Origin of the sequence: Mesorhizobium sp. M0909 (assembly GCF_040319515.1) — a bacterium.
GTDB lineage: Bacteria > Pseudomonadota > Alphaproteobacteria > Rhizobiales > Rhizobiaceae > Mesorhizobium.
In genome coordinates this window covers 109,476-124,353 of sequence record NZ_JAMYOA010000015.1, presented here as the reverse complement: position 1 = coordinate 124,353, position 14,878 = coordinate 109,476, and the positions used below count along the sequence as shown (strand labels likewise).

Annotated in this window: 17 protein-coding genes; 7 read left to right on the top strand and 10 right to left on the bottom strand. The window is 63.5% G+C overall.

Annotated elements, in window-relative coordinates:
* The first annotated feature begins 31 nt into the window (after positions 1 to 31).
* Together NKH83_RS22405 and NKH83_RS22400 are read left to right on the top strand one after the other, a co-directional pair.
* On the top strand, positions 32 to 1,018 hold the full coding sequence (locus NKH83_RS22405) for a Gfo/Idh/MocA family protein (protein WP_352807524.1): 987 nt from the start codon (positions 32 to 34) through the stop codon (positions 1,016 to 1,018).
* Positions 1,019 to 1,072: 54 nt separating this feature from the next.
* Positions 1,073 to 1,372: an FAD-dependent oxidoreductase gene (locus NKH83_RS22400; protein WP_352807521.1), complete on the top strand. Its 300-nt coding sequence runs from the start codon at positions 1,073 to 1,075 to the stop codon at positions 1,370 to 1,372.
* A gap of 29 nt (positions 1,373 to 1,401) precedes the next feature.
* On the opposite strand, the gene NKH83_RS22395 is transcribed toward NKH83_RS22400, so the two are convergent.
* A complete protein-coding gene (locus NKH83_RS22395) occupies positions 1,402 to 2,148 on the bottom strand; it encodes a GntR family transcriptional regulator (RefSeq protein ID WP_352807519.1) in 747 nt (248 codons plus the stop codon).
* Positions 2,149 to 2,247: 99 nt separating this feature from the next.
* Between NKH83_RS22395 and NKH83_RS22390 the strand changes: the two genes are divergently transcribed.
* From NKH83_RS22390 to NKH83_RS22380, 3 genes are all read left to right on the top strand, one after another.
* Complete coding sequence (locus NKH83_RS22390; RefSeq protein WP_352807516.1) at positions 2,248 to 2,802, top strand: autotransporter; 555 nt, start codon at positions 2,248 to 2,250, stop codon at positions 2,800 to 2,802.
* A 169-nt stretch (positions 2,803 to 2,971) separates the two neighbouring features.
* A complete protein-coding gene (locus NKH83_RS22385) occupies positions 2,972 to 3,757 on the top strand; it encodes a DUF899 domain-containing protein (protein WP_352480219.1) in 786 nt (261 codons plus the stop codon).
* Between the two features lie 88 nt (positions 3,758 to 3,845).
* The gene (locus NKH83_RS22380) at positions 3,846 to 4,118 is read left to right on the top strand and encodes a hypothetical protein (protein WP_502895602.1); all 273 of its coding nucleotides are present in this window, start codon (positions 3,846 to 3,848) and stop codon (positions 4,116 to 4,118) included.
* 43 nt (positions 4,119 to 4,161) lie between these two features.
* Here the strand turns inward: NKH83_RS22380 and NKH83_RS22375 are convergent, their stop codons facing one another.
* From NKH83_RS22375 to bcoG, 7 genes are all read right to left on the bottom strand, one after another.
* A complete protein-coding gene (locus NKH83_RS22375; protein ID WP_352807512.1) occupies positions 4,162 to 5,103 on the bottom strand; it encodes an alpha/beta hydrolase in 942 nt (313 codons plus the stop codon).
* A 77-nt stretch (positions 5,104 to 5,180) separates the two neighbouring features.
* Positions 5,181 to 5,963: a carnitinyl-CoA dehydratase gene (locus tag NKH83_RS22370; protein ID WP_352505940.1), complete on the bottom strand. Its 783-nt coding sequence runs from the start codon at positions 5,961 to 5,963 to the stop codon at positions 5,181 to 5,183.
* Positions 5,956 to 8,034, bottom strand: a complete 2,079-nt coding sequence (locus NKH83_RS22365; protein WP_352807509.1) for an acetate--CoA ligase family protein — start codon at positions 8,032 to 8,034, stop codon at positions 5,956 to 5,958. Before NKH83_RS22365 ends, NKH83_RS22370 begins: the two co-directional genes overlap by 8 nt.
* Before the next feature lie 63 nt (positions 8,035 to 8,097).
* Positions 8,098 to 9,261 carry an acyl-CoA dehydrogenase family protein gene (locus tag NKH83_RS22360; protein ID WP_352807506.1) on the bottom strand — a complete coding sequence of 388 codons (1,164 nt, stop codon included), beginning with the start codon at positions 9,259 to 9,261 and terminating at the stop codon, positions 8,098 to 8,100.
* Between the two features lie 4 nt (positions 9,262 to 9,265).
* Positions 9,266 to 10,339, bottom strand: coding sequence for a 3-hydroxyacyl-CoA dehydrogenase NAD-binding domain-containing protein (locus NKH83_RS22355; protein WP_352650157.1), 1,074 nt, complete (start codon positions 10,337 to 10,339; stop codon positions 9,266 to 9,268).
* Positions 10,336 to 10,965 carry an HD domain-containing protein gene (locus NKH83_RS22350; RefSeq protein WP_352807501.1) on the bottom strand — a complete coding sequence of 210 codons (630 nt, stop codon included), beginning with the start codon at positions 10,963 to 10,965 and terminating at the stop codon, positions 10,336 to 10,338. The genes NKH83_RS22355 and NKH83_RS22350 overlap by 4 nt, the downstream gene beginning before the upstream one ends.
* A 28-nt stretch (positions 10,966 to 10,993) precedes the next feature.
* Positions 10,994 to 11,905: a 3-dehydrocarnitine:acetyl-CoA trimethylamine transferase BcoG gene (gene bcoG, locus NKH83_RS22345; protein ID WP_352480227.1), complete on the bottom strand. Its 912-nt coding sequence runs from the start codon at positions 11,903 to 11,905 to the stop codon at positions 10,994 to 10,996.
* A gap of 76 nt (positions 11,906 to 11,981) precedes the next feature.
* Between bcoG and NKH83_RS22340 the strand changes: the two genes are divergently transcribed.
* Positions 11,982 to 12,962 (top strand): GlxA family transcriptional regulator, encoded by a 981-nt coding sequence (locus NKH83_RS22340; RefSeq protein WP_352807498.1) that lies wholly within the window; start codon positions 11,982 to 11,984, stop codon positions 12,960 to 12,962.
* Positions 12,963 to 13,023: 61 nt separating this feature from the next.
* Here the strand turns inward: NKH83_RS22340 and NKH83_RS22335 are convergent, their stop codons facing one another.
* Both NKH83_RS22335 and NKH83_RS22330 read right to left on the bottom strand, forming a co-directional pair.
* Positions 13,024 to 13,233, bottom strand: coding sequence for a hypothetical protein (locus NKH83_RS22335; protein WP_254815980.1), 210 nt, complete (start codon positions 13,231 to 13,233; stop codon positions 13,024 to 13,026).
* A 164-nt stretch (positions 13,234 to 13,397) separates the two neighbouring features.
* Complete coding sequence (locus NKH83_RS22330) at positions 13,398 to 14,054, bottom strand: O-methyltransferase (protein ID WP_352650149.1); 657 nt, start codon at positions 14,052 to 14,054, stop codon at positions 13,398 to 13,400.
* A 93-nt stretch (positions 14,055 to 14,147) separates the two neighbouring features.
* Between NKH83_RS22330 and NKH83_RS22325 the strand changes: the two genes are divergently transcribed.
* On the top strand, positions 14,148 to 14,780 hold the full coding sequence (locus NKH83_RS22325; RefSeq protein ID WP_352480230.1) for a TetR/AcrR family transcriptional regulator: 633 nt from the start codon (positions 14,148 to 14,150) through the stop codon (positions 14,778 to 14,780).
* Positions 14,781 to 14,878: the final 98 nt, after the last annotated feature.

Below are 14,878 nucleotides of genomic sequence, written 5' to 3'. Positions count from 1 at the left end.
CTCCAGGCCTGCAATCGAGAGGAGAAATCTGATGTTCCGATGGGGTGTTTTGTCGACGGCCAAAATCGGCCGCGAGCAGCTTTTGCCGGCAATCGTCGAGGCGGAGAACGGCGTGCTGTCGGCGATCGCCAGCCGCGATCTGTCGAAAGCTCGGGCGCTGGGCGAACGCTTCGGCGCGCGCCATGCTTTCGGCTCCTATGAGGAGTTGCTCGCCTCCAGCGACATCGACGGCGTCTACATTCCGCTGCCGACCTCGCAGCATGTCGAATGGACAGCCAAGGCGATCGAGGCCGGCAAGCATGTTCTGGTCGAAAAGCCACTGGCTCTCGACGCCAAGGACATTCCGCCACTGATCAAGCTGCGCGATGCCAGGAAGGTGCTGGTCTGCGAAGCCTTCATGGTCGTCTACCACCCGCAATGGATCAAGGTGCGCGAGCTGATCGCCAACGGCGCCATCGGCCGGCTGCGCCATGTCCAAGGCGCGTTCTCCTACTACAATGTCGACCCCAACAACATGCGCAACAAGCTCGATCTCGGCGGCGGCGCGCTGCCCGACATCGGCGTCTATCCGACGGTATCGACGCGCTTTTCGACCGGCAAGGAGCCGCTGCGCGTCCAGGCGACGATCGAGCGCGACAAGACATTCGGCACCGACATCTATTCCTCGATCCGCGCCGATTTCGGCGACTTCGAGTTGTCGTTTTACCTGTCGACACAGATGGCGGCACGCCAGGTGATGGTCTTCCACGGCGAGAAGGGCTTCATCGAGGTGTTCTCACCGTTCAACGCCGGACTCTACGACCATCACCGCGTCGAACTGCACAACCAGAACCACAGCGAGGCGCAGGTCTTCCGCTTTCCCGGCACGCAACAGTACCGGCTGGAAGTCGAGGCCTTCGCGCGGGCGGCACAGGGCGGCAAGGATCGTGTCTTCACCCTGGAAGAATCGGTGCTCAACCAGAGGGTCATCGATGCCATCTTCCGCGCCGGCGAGAAGGAAGGCTGGGAGGCAGTCTAGGCCGGCCGTGATCCTACAACGGGCCGGTTTTTGGACGAGATCATGGCGAAATAGATGCCCGACGATGCGGATGTGATCATTGTCGGCGCCGGCCTTGCCGGCTTTGTCGCGGCCGCCGAACTGACTGCGGCCGGCAAGAAGGCCATCATTGTCGAGCAGGAGCCGGAGCAGTCGCTTGGCGGCCAGGCACCCTGGTCGCTCGGCGGCCTCTTCCTCGGTGGGGTGAAACAAGCCCCGCCGGCGGCCGTTGCGCCAAGGTGGCGGTCGCACCGAACGGCCAACTTTCCCTGGAGCATTTTGCAGCCAAATGGAATCATTCGGCGCCCGCATAAATGCGGCAAAACAGATAGTTAGAGCGGGTTACCGGTTCCAGGAGAACCGCTCTAGGCGAAGGGCTGCAAATTGACGTCCTGAAGCTTGGAACCGGCAAGCAAAGCCTCGAGCACCTGCTTCTTGAGAAACAGGCACTGCGAACGGGCAAGTTTGACGATGCCGGAAACGTCGCCTGCCTCGCAGGCAAGAACCAGTTCCTTTTGCTGGGCGATGATCAACTGGGTGAAGTCGCGGGACTTGAACCCAAGGTGGAGAACCCGCGCCGACTGATCGAGTATCTGGTCCAGTAGATGCGCCAGTCGTAAATTTCCGGAGAGCTCCGCAAGGACCAGACGAAACGCACGATCAGCCGCCAGGAATGCAACGTGACTACGCAACGTCTCCGGCTTCAGCACTTTTTTCGCTGCCAGCCCGATGTCCTCCAGCCCGCGCTCGGTAATGTTCGATGCCGCCACCCTGAACACTTCCGGTTCGATCAAGCTGCGGACATCGAAGATCTCGTTGACGTCCCGCAGGCTGAGCGTTGCAACGACGTAGCCGCGGCGCGGCTCGCTCCTGACCAGACCTTCCTGCATCAGGCGGGCCAACGCCGCGCGGATGGTCGCCTTTTTGATCTGGTATCGATCGCCGATCTGTTTCTCGGTCAGCGCTTCGCCGGGGCGCAGCACGCAGACAATGATGTCGTTCCTCAGCTGCTCATATGCCTGTTCCCTGCGAAGGACGTCGGCGGCTGACAGTGCTGTCGCCTCGACCGTGGCCGGCCTTGCCGGTTCGGCGGTCAACTTCGTCGTTTTCATATTTTGTCCGTTTGGCTGTCCGGTTGACGCTGGCATCGGCAGTCGCTAGCGTGAGCACCTCAGGTTGAAAATCTGAGCATCTCAGGGAGGATAACTGATATGCCTTTGCCCGCCAACTCGCCTCTCTACGCTGTTGCCGATGATATCGTCAATGCCGCGAAGGGACCAGATCCCCTCGAAGCGGTAAGGACGGTCCTGGGCGACTACACCAACCGTTTTCACGCATCGGGAACACTCGCCCACGAAGAAGACGACGACGAGGTTCTTTTGCATGCGAGCCCGAACCTGACGATCTATCACATCACGCTGTCGCCCGGCCTGCAGTACCCGCCCCACAACCACCTGATGGATGCCTTGATCGGCATCTACAAGGGCAGCGAGACGAACTTCATCTATCCCGTTGCCGGCAGCGAACTCGATGTTCCCGAAAGGCAGGACATCGCAGCGCCTGCCGTCGTGCACATGGCGTCAAATACCGTGCATGCGGTTGCGAATACGGGCAGCGCGCGATCCGGTGCGCTGCATGTCTATCTCGGCGATCTCACACGAACCCACCGGCAGCTGTGGGGCCCGGACAGCAACCAGGCCGAGCCGTTTGACAATGATCGCTACCTGGCCGGCGCACGGCCCATTCAGCAGTCCGGGCACGAATGAGCAGAGGCGTCGCGGGCGGCGAATTTGGCCGTGATCAGCGAACCCGTCGGAATCGCGTCACACTTGTCACTCTCGCCAATCCGCTATCGCCCCTATCCTGGCTCATGACCAATCAGCAACACGTCGCGCCGGAAATGGTGCGACAACAGACCAGCAAGGGAGATGCACAATGACGGCACATCAGAATGGCACAGGCGAGCAGACGACGCGGCTCGCGATGAAGACACCACCGGTCGTTTCGCCTGATGCGTGGGAGGCCGCGCGCCAGCAGTTGCTCGTGAAGGAGAAAACCGTGACCCGGGCTCGCGACGCCTTGGCCGCCGAGCGTCGGCGGATGCCGTGGATGGCGGTGGAGAAGGCCTATACGTTCGAGGGCCCCAACGGAAAGGTGAGCCTGCTCGACCTGTTCGAAGGCCGCCGTCAGCTGATCGTCTACCGCGCTTTCTTCGAGCCCGGCGTATTCGGCTGGCCCGATCACGCTTGCCGCGGCTGCTCGCTGGGGGCAGACCAGGTCGGCAATCTTGCCCATCTGAACGCCCGCGACACCACGCTTGCCTACGCCTCGCGCGCACCGCAGGCCGACATTGCGCGGCTGAAGGCGCGGATGGACTGGAAGATGCCGTGGTACACCATCACCGACAGCTTCGATGCCGATTTCGGCGTTGACGAGTGGCACGGCCATAACGTGTTCATCCGCGATGGTGATCGCGTGTTCCGTACCTACTTCATCAACAACCGCGGCGACGAGGCGATGGGGACCGTATGGAGCTATCTCGACCTGTCGCCGCTCGGCCGCCAGGAGGTTTGGGAGGATTCGCCCGAAGGCTATCCGCAGACGCCGACGTACAAGTGGTGGAACTGGCACGACAATTACGGCGCCGAAACCGTTCCCGACAAAAAGTGGGTCGAGGTGTCGGACGCCGGAGAGGCCGCGTTCCGGAACCGCACCGAATAGAACGTTTGGCGTCGCGGAAATGCGGCTAGGACATTGGAGGAGCGGGATGCACGTTCATTCGACCGCATCCCGCTCCTTATGCAGGACTATGGCCATGAGCGAGATTCATGCAGGCGGATCCACCGGCGATGCGAGCCCGGCCGGCCTTGGCGCAGCCGATTGGCTGTCCTTTGCGGCCGCGCCGACCTTCGCAACCATGGCGCTGCTGACGTTTCTCGGCGGAGCGCCGGATATGATGTGCTCGACCGGGCAAGATGCGTCGCCGCTGGGCGGCATGGTCCCGATGTACTTGCTGATGAGCGCCTTTCATTTGGGACCTTGGTTGAGGCGGGTCTCCGGCCGCCGACGCCGCCGCAAGTAGAGCTCTAGCGGCCGATAAGGGCCCTTCGGGGCGAGGGCAGCCCTCACCAGATCCATTCGCCTTTCCCAAGTACCGTCACGGCATCGACAATCCGGGTAAAGCTCGAGCGGGCGCGGCCGGCCGTGTGCCTGGCTCTGAGATAGCCGTGCACCAGCCCCGGCTCCTCGAGCCACCAGGCACGTCCACCTGCGGCAACGACGCGGTCGCGGTAGGCTTCGCCGTCCGACGACAACGGGTCGCATTCGGCGGTGATCACGACGGTAGGCGGCAGATAGGCGAAATCGGCGTCCGCAAGCGGAGACAAAGTGATGTCGCCTGTGGCGTCCACTCCGCCCGTCCGGATGTTTTTATAGAACTCCAGATCGCGCATCGTCAGCATTGGCGCTTCGGCATGCGTGACATAGGAACCGCGTGAACGGTCGCCGCCAAGGCCAGGATAGATCAGCACCTGGCCGACCGGCTTTGTCACGTGGCCACGCGTCGCATGACTGACGGCACAGGCGAGATTGCCGCCGGCGCTGTCGCCGCAGAGCAGAACGGGGCATTCGTAAGTGGCGGTGGCCCATTCGAAGACGCCCATCACATCGTCGAAGGCGGCCGGGTGCAGATGTTCCGGCGCCAGCCGGTAGTCGACCGAGACCACCTCATAGCCGGTGCGGGCGCAAAGCTCGGCGCAGACATCATCATGGCTGTCGAGTCCACCGAGGATGTAGCCGCCGCCATGGACATAGAGCACCATCGCAGAGGCGTTCGGCGCCGCGCTGCGATAAATGCGGATCGGGACGTCCTGCGCTGGCGCGGCAATGACGGTGGTTTCAGCCGTCACGCCATCCGGATAGCCGGCAGAGAATTCGCGGCACATCCGGTCGTAGATCGCGCGCTGCTCGGTGATCGTGTAGTCGATCGTATCCGGCGGATAATACGAATTGGTCCGTTCGATGAAGGCCCAGGTCTCGGCGTCGATGAGTTTCTTGTAGTTGGTCATGGGAACGGAACGGATGGTAACGAATCCGCCTGAACACCCCCCTCTGGTACGGAACGCCGTCGTTCCAGGGACACTCACTATCTGCCCTTCCACACCGGATCGCGCTTTTCGGCAAAGGCGCGAAAGCCCTCGAGATTGTCCTCCGAGCCGTAGAGCGCGTCAACCGTCGGCAGTTGCCGGCGCGTCACCCGGTTCATGGCGTCCTGGAAGGTCAGCGATTCTGCGACCCGGGCCGTTTCCTTGATCGCGGCGAAGACCAGCGGCGGGCCGCTGGCGAGCAGCCGGGCGATCTCCCAGACGCGGTCCTCCAGTCTTTCCTTGGGCAGCACCTCGTTGACCAGGCCCCAGCGATGCGCCTCGGCGACATCCATCCAGCGGCCGGTGAACAAAAGGTCCATGGCGACGTGATAAGGGATGCGCTTCGGCAGCTTGATCGTTGCCGCATCGGCCAGCGTACCGGCGCGGATTTCGGGCAGCGCGAAGGAGGAGTGGTCCGACGCATAGATGAGGTCGCAGGACAGCGCCAGCTCGAAGCCGCCGCCGACCGCCATGCCGTTGACGCAGGCGATCACCGGCTTGTTGAGATCGCGCAATTCCTGCAGCCCGCCGAAGCCACCGACGCCATAGTCGCCGTCGACGGCATCGCCGCCAGCCGCTGCCTTCAGGTCCCAGCCGGCGCTGAAAAACTTGTCGCCGGCGGTCTTGACGATGGCGACGCGCAGGTCGGGGTCGTCGCGAAACCCCTTGAACGTCTCGCCCATCAGCCGCGACGTCTTCAGGTCGATGGCATTGGCCTTGGGCCGGTCGAGCATGACTTCGAGGATCGTGCCCTCGCGGCGGGTGGTGATGACGTCAGACATTTTTGTTCTCTCCCAGCACCAGCAGCGCGTCGGCGATCCAGGCGCCCTTGCCCTCGGTGCAGACGATCAGAGGATTGATGTCGAGCTCCTCGATCTCGCCGGCATTTTGCTGCACGAAAGCGGCAATGCCCGATATCGCATCGATTGCAGCTGCGACATCGGCCTTGGGCCGACCGCGATAACCGTCGAGCAGCGGGAACAGCTTCAACCCGCGCAAAGCGGCCTCGATGTCGTCACGGGTCGCCGGCAGCATCAGTGTGACGCTGTCGCGCAACAGCTCGACCAGCACGCCGCCGGTGCCTAGCGTCATTACCGCGCCAAACATCGGGTCGCGGGTGAAGCCGACCAGCAGCTCGGCGACGCCGTCGCGCACCATGCGCTCGACATAAAGGCCGGTGCCGAGGGGGCCGAGATCATGGGCGGCGGTGCTGACCGATTCGGCATCCCTGAGGTTGAGCCGGACCGCGTCGAGCTCGGACTTGTGGATGACGCCAAGAGCCTTCAGCGCCACCGGGAAGCCGAGCGCCATCGAGGAGATCACAGCTTCGACCGCGTTGCCGGCGCGCTCGCCCTTCGGCACGGGGAGCCCGGCCTCGATGAGCCGCGCCTTCGCCTCGGCCTCGTCCGGCGTGACATGGTCGCCGGCCGGCGCGCCGGACGCCGAAGTGTCGATCGGCTGCGCCTGCGGCTCGCGCCACGCCCAGCCGATGAAGGCTGCCGCCTGGGCGGCGTCCATGGCCTCGGAAATGCCGAACAGCGGCACCATGCCCCGCGCCATCAGGCCGGCAGTGTATTCCTCGGGGAGGTTTTCCGGCAGCGAGGAGACGATCGCGCCCTGCGCGCTGTTGGTCTTCAGCGCCGATTCGAAGGCGCGCAGCGTCGCCCACCAGTCCGTGTCCGAGCAGCGGTCGGGACGCGGAAAGTCGAGCACCAGCATATTGAGGTCGAAGCCGCCAGACACCATGGCGGTGAAGGTGGCGGTCATCGCCGGCTCGTTGTTCCAGATGAAGGTGTGGTAGTCGAGCGGATTGGCCACCGCGACCAGCGGCCCGAGCGTCGATTTGACCCGCGCGCGGTGCTCGGGGGTGAGTGGCGGAAACGTCACCCAGCGGCCTTCGGCGCTGTCGGCCATGACCGACGCCTCGCCGCCCGAGCAGCTCATCGAGGACAGCCGATAGCCGGGCAGGGGGCCGGTGACGTGCAATAGCTTGAGCGCCTCGATGAAGGCGGGAATTGAATCGATCCGGGCGATGCCGAGCCGCCTCAGGAAGGCGCCGGACGCCGCGTCCGAGCCGGCCAGCGACGCGGTATGCGAGACGGTCGCCTGCCGTGCCTGCTCGGAGCGGCCGACCTTCATGGCGATAACAGGCTTCTTCAACTCGCGTGCCCGTGCCGCCAGCCTTTCGAAGCCGGCTACCGAATCGAAGGCCTCGATATGCAGGCCGAGCGCGGTGACGCGGTCGTCCTCGATCAGGCCGAGCGCCATTTCGGAAAGCCCGGTCTGTGCCTGGTTGCCGGCGGTCATCAGGAAGGCGATCGGCAGGCCGCGTTTCTGCATCGTCATGTTGATGGCGATGTTCGACGACTGGGTGATGATGGCAACGCCGCGACCGCCTTCCGGCAGCCTGATGCCGCCATGCTGGTCGGGCCACAAAAGCGCGCCGTCGGCGTAATTGATCAGCCCATAGCAGTTCGGCCCGATGATCGGCATTTGGCCGGCCGCCTCGACCAGTTCGGCCTGCAGCCGCTCGCCGTCTTCGTCATAGGCCTCGGTTTCGAGAAAGCCGGCGGCGAAGCAGACCGCACCGCCGGCGCCGCGCTCCGCCAGCCCCTTGACCACTTCGATGGTCAAGTGCCGGTTGACGCCGACGAAAGCGGCATCCGGCGCACTGGGCAATTCGGCCACCGAGCGATAGGCCTTGCGGCCGGCGACCTCGTCCTTGCTCGGATGCACCGGCCAGATCTCGCCGGCAAAGCCCATTTTGATCGATTGCGCGACGACGGCCGCCGCCTGCGCACCACCGAAGACGGCGATCGATTTCGGCCGTAAAAGACGTTCAAGCCTGTGCATTGTCATCTTTTCGTCTGAGCATGATCTTTTCCAAAGACCGGATTCCACTTTTTGGGGTCATGCTTAGGCCTCGAACGGGCGCAGCAGCGCGCGCGAGATGATGTGGCGCTGGATTTCCGAAGTGCCTTCCCAGATGCGCTCGACGCGGGCGTCGCGCCAGATGCGCTCCAGCGGCAAATCGTCCATCAGCCCCATGCCGCCATGGATCTGGATCGCCTCGTCGGCGACGAAGGCAAGCATTTCGGTGGCCTTCAGTTTGGCCATGGCCATGTCCTGGTCGGTGACGGTGCCCTGATCGTACTTCCAGCCGGCTTCGAACACCATCAGGTCGGCGGCTTTCAACTCGGTCGCCATGTCAGCGAGCTTGAACGACACGCCCTGGAATTTGCCGATCGGCTGGCCGAATTGCTGGCGCTGCGCGGCGTATTCGATGGCATGGCCAAGCGCCCGCTCGGCACGGCCAAGGCAGGTGGCGCCGACTTGCAGGCGCGTTGCGCCGAGCCAGGAATTGGCGACCTCGAAGCCCTTCTGGACCTCGCCGAGTACCTGGCTCGCCGGCAGCCGGCAATCGTCGAATTCGAGAATGGCATTGGTGTAGCCGCGATGCGAGACATTGCGGTAGCCGTCGCGCACGGTAAAGCCCTTGGTGCCCTTGTCGACGAAAAAGGCGGTGATCTTCTTGCGTTTTCCACGCGAAGACTCTTCCTCCCCTGAGGCCATGAAGACGATGGCGAAATCGGCGAGGTCGGCGTGGCTGATGAAATGCTTGGTGCCGTTCAGCACCCAGTCGTCGCCGTCTTGCACGGCGGTTGCCTTCATGCCGCGCAAATCGGAGCCGGCGCCCGGCTCGGTCATTGCCAGGCAATCCCATTTCTCGCCGCGAATGCACGGGAACAGATACTTCTCGCGCTGCTCCGGCGTGCCGGCAAGGAGGATGTTGGAAGGTCGCGCCACGCAGGTCCAGTGCAGCGCGTAATTGGCGCGGCCGAGCTCCTTTTCATAGAGTAGCCAGGTCACCGTATCGAGCCCGGCGCCGCCGACTTCCGTTGGCATGTTGGCGGCATAGAGGCCGGCTTCGATCGCCTTGGCCTTGATCTCCTCGATCAGCTCGCGACGCAGCACACCGGTGCGTTCAACCTCGCGCTCATGCGGGTAAAGTTCGTTCTCGACGAAGGCCCGCGTCGTCTCGACGATGAGCTTCTGCTCCTCCGAAAGACCAAAATCCATGGTCTCAGCCTTTCTTCTTTTTCTTCGGCTTTTCAGCCTTGGCCTTTTCGGCCGCCCTGGAGGCGCTGGGCTTCTTCGTCGCAAGCTTGGCCAACTGCCTGGTGTAGTCCCTATGCAAGGCGCCGGCACCCCAGCCTTTGCCTTTGTTCTGCTTCGACAGTGCCTCCATGATGGCGACCAGATTGTCGTCGCGGATCTTTTCGAGATCGCGGATCGACAGACCGTGCGCCTGGTCGTCCGACTGGGTCGCGATCAGCTCGACCAGCTCGTCGTTGAACTCCGGCACGTCCATCAGCTTGGTCCAGGGCCATTTCAGGCACGGGCCGAACTGCGCCATGAAGTGGCGCATGCCGGCCTCGCCGCCGGCGACGCGATAGACCTGGAACATGCCCATCTGCGCCCAGCGCAGGCCGAAGCCATAGCGCATGATGTCGTCGAGCTCCTCGACCGTGCAGATGCCGTCCTTGACCAGCCACAGCGCCTCGCGCCAGGCGGCTTCGAGCAGGCGGTCGCCGACGAATGCCTCGATCTCCTTGCGGATCACCACCGGCTTCATGCCGATCGAGGCATACATCTCCTTGGCGACCTCGATCGCCTCGGGAAAGGTCTGTTCGCCGCCGACGATCTCGACCAGCGGCAGCAGATAGACGGGGTTGAACGGATGGCCGACGACCAGCCGCTCCGGATGCTTCTTCATCGCCACCTGCATGTCGGTCGGCTTGATGCCGGAAGTGGAGGAGCCGACAATTGCGTTGGCCGGCGCATAAAGGTCGATTTCGGCCAGCACGCGGTGCTTCAGGTCGAGCCGCTCCGGCACGCTTTCCTGGATTAAATCGGCATCGGCCACCGCCTCGGCGAGCGTCTTGGCGAAGGTGAGCTTGCCCTCTTTCGGCAAGCCGCCGGGCAGCATCTGCTTGTAGGCGCGTCGCGCTCCCTTCATCACCTCGCCGACCTTGCGTGATGCCTCGGGGTCGGGATCGAAGATCGATACGTCGATGCCGTTGAGCAGCAGCCGCGCGACCCAGCCGGCGCCGATCACGCCACCACCGATGGCGGCCGCCTTGTTGATGATGCTCATGCGGAAGCTCCGGTTCTTGTGCTGGCTGTTGCGGGGTCCGTGAGGGCAACGCGTTCGCCGGCACGGATCACGGACGCGTCATAGGCCTTGCGCGCGAACACTTCGAGCACGAAGGGCCGGAAGAAATCGATCGGCAATGTCTCGTAGTCGGGATCGAAGCTCGACTGATCCCAGCGTTCGCAAAACTCATCGCAATCGTCGAAGTAGATGTGCCCGGCGAAACGGTCGCGGGCGTGCCGATTGCCGCCGAGGTGATGGGCGTAATAGAGGCGCTGGAAATCGCCGTGCTTTTCCACCACCCAGGTGCATTGCTCGCGAACGAAGGGTTTCAGGATCGACGCCGCATACTCGTCGTGATTATAGGGCGCGTAGATGTCGCCGATGTCGTGCAGCAAGGCGCAGGCAATCCAGTCGGTGTCGGCGCCGTCGCGCCAGGCCCGCGTTGCCGCTTGCAGCGAATGACCGAGCCGGGTGATCTTGTAGCCCGAGAGACCCGCATCAAGCTGGACGAGCGCGTCGAGCAGCCGTTCGCCGGTCTTTGCCGCGTAGTCGATCCCGTGCTCGGTGAGGAAGGCGTAATCCTCGCGGTCGCCGTCCTTCATGGCGGTGAATTTCACGGTCTTCATCGGCGGCTCCTCCCAACCGATTCCCCGTTCAAAGCGGTGCGCGCTTCGTCAGGTTGAGCTTCTTGCGGACTTCGTCCGGGCCGATGACCCTGGCGCCCATATTCGACACGATGCTGACCGCCCGCTCGACCAGCTGCGCATTGGTCGCCAGCACGCCCTTGTCGAGCCAGAGATTGTCCTCCAGCCCGACGCGGACATTGCCGCCGGCGAGCACCGCGGCAGCGACGTAGGCCATCTGGTTGCGGCCGATGGCAAAAGCCGACCAGTTCCAGGTCGCCGGCACATTGTTGACCATCGCCATGAAGGTGTTGAGGTCGTCCGGCGCCCCCCACGGCACTCCCATGCATAATTGCACCAAGGCGTCCGGCTTCAGCACTTCTTCCTCGACCAATTGTTTGGCGAACCACAGATGCCCGGTGTCGAAAGCCTCGATTTCCGGCTTGACGCCGAGCGCCGTCATCATGCCGCCCATGGCACGCAGCATGCCGGGCGTATTGGTCATGACATAGTCGGCCTCGGCGAAATTCATCGTGCCGCAGTCGAGCGTGCAGATTTCCGGCAGGCACTGGCGGACGTGCTCCATGCGGTTGCTGGCACCTCCCATGTCGGTGGCTTTTTCGTTCAGCGGCAGCGGGTTTTCCGGCGGGCCGAACACCATGTCGCCGCCCATGCCGGCGGTCAGGTTCAAAACCACATCGACATCCGCCGCGCGGATGCGCTCCGTTACTTCGCGATAAAGGTGTACGTCGCGCCTGGGCTTGCCAGTTTCGGGATCGCGCACATGGCAGTGGACGATCGCCGCACCTGCCTTTGCCGCCTCGATGGCCGAATCGGCGATCTGCTTGGGCGAACGCGGCACATGCGGGCTGCGATCCTGCGAACTGCCGGACCCGGTCACGGCACAGGTAATGAAGACCTCACGGTTCATCGCTAACGGCATCGGACTCTCTCCCAATAGGACGTAGGGCAAGAATGCCTGACTTGCCGGAAACTGTTTTGCGTTTTACGAAGATCGTGTGACCAAAAACGAAAAACCGACGATCTTTCAGGCCGAGCGTTTGCCGCTCAAGGTAACGCTGCTGGTATTCTCCGGCTCATCGATCATGTGCGTCGCCTCAGCCGTCGATCCATTGCGCGCCGCAAACCGCATTGCCGGTGAGACGCTGTTCGATTTCAGGCTGGTCTCGGTGACGGGCGAGGCGCCGGTTACCACATGCGGCCTGCCGGTGGCGGTCAGCGGCCGCTTCGATGCGGCTGACCCAACCGACATGCTGGTCGTCGTCGCCGGATTCGGCACGCAGAACTATGCCACATCGGCCCTGCTGTCCGGACTGCGCCGGGCGGCGCGCGCGGCACGCGCCTGCGGCGGCGTCGAGGCGGGTACGTGGCTGGTGGCGCGCGCGGGCTTGCTGGAAGGGCGCAGCGCCACCACCCACTGGGAGGACATGGAGGATTTCTCGTCGGCCTTTCCCGGCGTCGACGTGCGCCCCGATCGCTACGTCATCGACGGCCCGGTGTTCACCTCCGGCGGCGCCTCGCCGACCTTCGACCTGATGCTGCATCTGATTCGCACGCGGCTCGGCATGGCCGTGGCGCTCGATGTCGCGAGCGTCTTCATCTACGACCAGGCGCGCGCCGCGACCGACGCGCAGCCGCTGGTCTCGCTCGGCCGTCTCGACGGCTACGATCCCAGGTTGGCGCAAGCCATCCGGCTGATGGAAGCGCATATCGACCAGCCGCTGACCATAGCCGCGGTGGCCAAGCGCGCCGGGGTGACGGCACGAACGCTGGAAAGTATCTTTCGCAAGTCGATCGGCGAAACGCCCGGCGCCTATTATCTCAGGCTGCGCCTCGGCGCCGCGCGCCGGCTGGTGGTCGACACGCGCGTGGCCATGGCCGATATTGCCGGGCGAACGGGGTTTTCGTCCGCCGCGGCATTTTCCAGAGCGTTTTCAAGAGCGTTCGGCGAAGCGCCGGTCAGGCTGCGTCGGGGATAATGCATGTCGCCCAAAAGTCCGTAGCGGTTTTGGGACAACGGCATGCATACACAAAGGTAGATCAGGCAGCGTCCTGGCGGTCGCTGTTGCCGTCGATCTGCGAGCGCATTTGTCTCGCAAGATGGGTCTCGAAGCGGCTGGCGACCGCGCGATCCCATTCGTTCGCACTCAGCGCACCCTGCTTCGGATGCGGCAGCGCCATCAGCCGGTCGATGATCGATCCGGCCTCGCCAGATGAGAGCAGGGCGTCGATTTCGCGTTCGTGCTGCATATCGTTTCGCCTCCTTCTTTCCGTTCCCGCCACGAACCACACTATAGGAGGTTCGTGACGGCTGTTTGAAGGCAAGAGCGAGGCGATTGATGGGCGGCGCCGGGCAAAGTTTTATCCGCCGCCGCCCATCTTGGGCACTATCGTACCAGTAGTCAGGCAGTGCTTCAGCCAAGCCGCATCGACAGCTCGACATCCTCGCTGAACGACGTGGACATGTAGCCGCTTCCGGTCGAGCGCACCCGCTCGAGGTATTCGGGGCAAAGATCGGCGTTGTCGGCAACGACGAAGGCGCCCGGCCTGAGGCGGCTTTCGACCAGACTCAAGATCTCTGGATAGAGCGCTTTGGCGCCGTCGAGCAGAAGCAGGTCGATGGTTTCGGGAAGATCGACGCTTAATGTTTGCACCGCATCTCCTTCTCGGATTTCCACCAGGTCGATGAGACCGCCTGCCGTCAGATTGTTCCTGGCGCGCGCCACCTTGGATGGCTCGAACTCACTGGTGATGAGGCGGCCACCGCCATTGTCCCGCAAGGCTGCGGCAAGGTGTAGGGTCGAGATGCCGAACGAGGTTCCAAATTCAACGATCGTCCTTGCGCTGCTGCCCCGTGCCAGCATGTAGAGCAGCGTGCCGGTCTCTCGCGAAACGGGAAGCCAGAGGTCCTTTAGCCGCCCATAGAAATCGAGGTATTCGGTCTTGCTTCGAACGAGGCGGCTCCGCTCCTCGGCGGAGAATTCCGCCACTGCAGGGCTCGTTGCCGCAGCGGCTTCCTCGAACAGGCGGTCCAGCAGGGGCGCAAGCGGCGGCGTCGTCAGTGTGGTCATATCGGTCTCCAGTCAGAATGGAATGTGTTCTTGTGCGGCATTCAAAATACGACTAATCATTCGCATTTACTAATCGCATTGGCGCGCCTCTCAATGAGCGATCACCGCAGTCCGCGGATTTCCTCGCGAAAACAGCCCAAGCAGGCCCGCTCGGGGGAGCTCGTTGCTGCGATTTTGCAGGCTGCTGTTCAGGTTTTGGCGAGGGAAGGCGCGCAGCGCTTCACCACGGCGCGGGTGGCCGAGAAGGCCGGTGTCAGTGTCGGATCGCTGTATCAGTATTTTCCGAACAAGGCGGCGATCCTGTTCCGGCTCCAGAGCGACGAATGGCGGCAGACGACCGATTTGCTGCGCGACATCCTCGAGGATGTCAGGAAACCGCCACTTGAACGGCTGCGCGCCTTGGTCCACGCCTTCCTCCGCTCGGAGTGTGACGAGGCCGCGGTGCGCGTGGCGCTCGACGACGCCGCACCGCTTTACCGCGACGCGCCCGAGGCGCAGGCGGCAAGGGCGTCCGGAGACCGCACCATCCAGCTCTTCATGCAGGAGGCGTTGCCCAACGCCGCGCAAGCGACTCGCGAATTGGCCGGCGACCTGGTCATGACGACGCTCAGCACGGTGGGGAAGCAGTTCTCGGAGTTGCCCCGAACCCCCGCGGAGATCGAAGCCTACGCCGACGCCATGGCCGACATGTTCTGCGCCTACCTGAGAGGCCTCGATCACGGCTAAGGCAAATGCCAGGCCCGGTCAGCAAGCAGACCGAAAGTTTCGCACGGGGCAAACCTTGTCGGTGTCAGCCCCGCGGAAAGTCGTCTTTATCCCGCGGC

Coding starts and splice junctions, on each gene's coding strand:
- NKH83_RS22405 (WP_352807524.1), top strand. CDS start 32: ATGTTCCGATGGGGTGTTTTGTCGACGGCCAAAATCGGCCGCGAGCAG.
- NKH83_RS22400 (WP_352807521.1), top strand. CDS start 1,073: ATGCCCGACGATGCGGATGTGATCATTGTCGGCGCCGGCCTTGCCGGC.
- NKH83_RS22395 (WP_352807519.1), bottom strand. CDS start 2,148: ATGAAAACGACGAAGTTGACCGCCGAACCGGCAAGGCCGGCCACGGTC.
- NKH83_RS22390 (WP_352807516.1), top strand. CDS start 2,248: ATGCCTTTGCCCGCCAACTCGCCTCTCTACGCTGTTGCCGATGATATC.
- NKH83_RS22385 (WP_352480219.1), top strand. CDS start 2,972: ATGACGGCACATCAGAATGGCACAGGCGAGCAGACGACGCGGCTCGCG.
- NKH83_RS22380 (WP_502895602.1), top strand. CDS start 3,846: ATGGCCATGAGCGAGATTCATGCAGGCGGATCCACCGGCGATGCGAGC.
- NKH83_RS22375 (WP_352807512.1), bottom strand. CDS start 5,103: ATGACCAACTACAAGAAACTCATCGACGCCGAGACCTGGGCCTTCATC.
- NKH83_RS22370 (WP_352505940.1), bottom strand. CDS start 5,963: ATGTCTGACGTCATCACCACCCGCCGCGAGGGCACGATCCTCGAAGTC.
- NKH83_RS22365 (WP_352807509.1), bottom strand. CDS start 8,034: ATGCACAGGCTTGAACGTCTTTTACGGCCGAAATCGATCGCCGTCTTC.
- NKH83_RS22360 (WP_352807506.1), bottom strand. CDS start 9,261: ATGGATTTTGGTCTTTCGGAGGAGCAGAAGCTCATCGTCGAGACGACG.
- NKH83_RS22355 (WP_352650157.1), bottom strand. CDS start 10,339: ATGAGCATCATCAACAAGGCGGCCGCCATCGGTGGTGGCGTGATCGGC.
- NKH83_RS22350 (WP_352807501.1), bottom strand. CDS start 10,965: ATGAAGACCGTGAAATTCACCGCCATGAAGGACGGCGACCGCGAGGAT.
- bcoG (WP_352480227.1), bottom strand. CDS start 11,905: ATGCCGTTAGCGATGAACCGTGAGGTCTTCATTACCTGTGCCGTGACC.
- NKH83_RS22335 (WP_254815980.1), bottom strand. CDS start 13,233: ATGCAGCACGAACGCGAAATCGACGCCCTGCTCTCATCTGGCGAGGCC.
- NKH83_RS22330 (WP_352650149.1), bottom strand. CDS start 14,054: ATGACCACACTGACGACGCCGCCGCTTGCGCCCCTGCTGGACCGCCTG.
- NKH83_RS22325 (WP_352480230.1), top strand. CDS start 14,148: ATGAGCGATCACCGCAGTCCGCGGATTTCCTCGCGAAAACAGCCCAAG.